The sequence below is a fragment of the Limibacillus sp. genome, assembly GCA_037379885.1.
Lineage (GTDB): Bacteria > Pseudomonadota > Alphaproteobacteria > Kiloniellales > CECT-8803 > JARRJC01.
The window spans coordinates 1-2,059 of record JARRJC010000121.1 but is presented as its reverse complement, the minus strand read 5'-3'; the positions used below and the strand labels follow the sequence as shown (position 1 = coordinate 2,059).

3 protein-coding genes are annotated in these 2,059 nt (G+C 65.7%); 1 reads left to right on the top strand and 2 read right to left on the bottom strand.

The window, feature by feature from the left end; translation table 11 throughout:
* Positions 1–422: hypothetical protein (locus tag P8X75_15205; protein ID MEJ1996529.1), on the top strand; the 422-nt coding region annotated here is incomplete at its 5' end.
* On the opposite strand, the gene P8X75_15200 is transcribed toward P8X75_15205, so the two are convergent.
* Both P8X75_15200 and P8X75_15195 read right to left on the bottom strand, forming a co-directional pair.
* On the bottom strand, positions 397–1,173 hold the full coding sequence (locus P8X75_15200) for an RNA methyltransferase (GenBank protein MEJ1996528.1): 777 nt from the start codon (positions 1,171–1,173) through the stop codon (positions 397–399). The genes P8X75_15205 and P8X75_15200 overlap by 26 nt on opposite strands.
* Before the next feature lie 13 nt (positions 1,174–1,186).
* Positions 1,187–2,059, bottom strand: an 873-nt coding sequence (locus tag P8X75_15195; GenBank protein MEJ1996527.1) for an alpha-isopropylmalate synthase regulatory domain-containing protein, incomplete at its 5' end; no start/stop codon positions are given.

The window sequence follows — 2,059 nt, the reverse complement described above, 5'->3', positions numbered from 1 at the left end:
CCGCTCAAAGACTAACGATATTCCAGTTCTACCTGATCATACTGGCTCTGTGTGTGACTTCCATTCTCTATGGAACTCGCCTGATGAATGCGCTGTTCGACTATCAGGTCCACATATCGGTCATCGGATTTCTCCTTACATCATTGTTCTTCTTCCTAGAAATCCGCACCGGGGAACTCCTTCACATGGCCACCGATGCGCTCCGAGAAATCGAGCTGGAGCTCATGAAAACGACGGCCTTCAACATCGGCTTCTGCCAGCAGTCCGAAAGGCCGAAGCGCTCCTACGCCAGGTATCGGATTGTCATCAGGATCTTCTACATCTCGGCGCTATTGCTTTTCGCCCTGGCCTTCATTGACGGAGTAGGACTGCTAGCATGCATTGATGTTCAGCTGGTCAAGAGCGCCGCCGCCGCGCGTTGATCAATGCCGAGACCACCCCATGCAGGGTGCGGATGTCCTGCTCGGTAGGTTCCAGGCGGTTGAAGAGGTTGCGCAGGTTCCGCTTCATGGCGGGGCCTTTGTCGACCGGCCAGAAGAAGTTGACGCTTTCCAGCTCGCTCTCCAGGCGTTCGTAGAAGGCTTGCAGTTCGCGCTTGTCGGCGGGCGGGGTAACGCCTGTCTGGCGCGTGACCGCCGGCGTGTCGTCGCCGGACTGGAACCACTCGTAGCCGACCAGCAGCACGGCCTGGGCGAGGTTCAGGGAGGAAAAGCCGGGGTTGAGCGGCACGTTGATGAGCGCATCGCAGAGTGCGATGTCCTCGGCCTCCAGCCCCGTGCGCTCCGCCCCGAAGACCAGCGCGCAGCGCTGGCTCCGCGCCAGCCTCGCGCGCAGGTCCGACACCGCGGCCCTGGGCGTGAAGACCTCCTTGATGATGCCGCGCGGCCGCGCCGTGGTGGCGTAGGCGTACTGCAGGTCGGCGATGGCGTCAGCGAGGCTGTCGAAGACCCGGGTGCGCTCCAGCACGATCCCGGCCCCGGCGGCGGGCGCTTCGGCCTCCGGGTTGGGCCAGCCGTCGCGCGGCTTCACCAGACGCAGGTCGGAAAGCCCGCAGTTCATCATGGCGCGGGCGACCATGCCGATGTTCATGCCGAGTTGCGGGGCGACCAGCACCACGGCGGGCGTGGCGCCTTCTTCCGGCTGCTGCTGCTTGCTGCGGTCGGTGCCCGCCATGGCCCCGCCTACGTCAGCCCTTGCTTGGCGGGGTCGCGCCGACCCGGAAGAGCTTCCAAGCATAGGAGTCCTCCAGGGCGGAGTAGGAAGCGCCGATGATGTTGGGCGAGACGCCCAGCGTGGTCCAGCGCTCGCCCTCCTTGTCCGCGGACTCGATCATGACGCGGGTGACGGCGTCGGTGCCGCCCTGGGGGGTCAGGATGCGCACCTTGTAGTCGGTCAGGTGCGTGCCCTCCAACTGCGGGTAAGCCCGCAAAAGCGCCTTTCGCAAGGCGACGTCCAGGGCGTTGACCGGTCCGTTGCCGCTCGCCACCTCGTGCAGCAGCTCGCCGCAGACCTCGACGGTCACGGTGGCCTCGCTCTCGATCACCAGATCGCCGCGCGCGTTGGTGCGGCGGTCGTCCATGATGCGGAAGCGCTCCAGCGAGAAGTAGTCGGGCACCTCGCCCAGCGTGCGGCGGGCCAACAACTCGAAGGAGGCCTCGGCGCCGTCATAGGCGTAGCCCTCGCTCTCCAGCCGCTTGACCTCCTCCAGCAGGCGGTTGACGCGGCGGTCGTCGCCCTCGGGCAGCGCCAGGCCGATTTCCCGGAAGCGCGCCAGGATGTTGGAGCGCCCGGCCTGGTCGGAGACCACGATGTGGCGCTGGTTGCCGACCAGACCCGGCTCGATGTGTTCGTAGGTCTTGGGGTCCTTCTCCACCGCCGAGACGTGCAGTCCGCCCTTGTGCGCGAAGGCCGCCTGACCGACGTAGGGCTGGTGCCGGTTTGGCGCGCGGTTCAGGCGCTCGTCCAGCAGGCGGGAGGCGTGGGTAAGCTGGGTCAACTGCTCGGCGGAGACGCCCGTCTCGTACCCCGTCTTCAGGTTGAGGGAGGGAATGAGCGAGAC

Bases quoted from the DNA above. Each gene is read 5' to 3' on its own strand.
- P8X75_15200 (MEJ1996528.1), bottom strand. From the start codon at position 1,173: ATGGCGGGCACCGACCGCAGCAAGCAGCAGCAGCCGGAAGAAGGCGCC.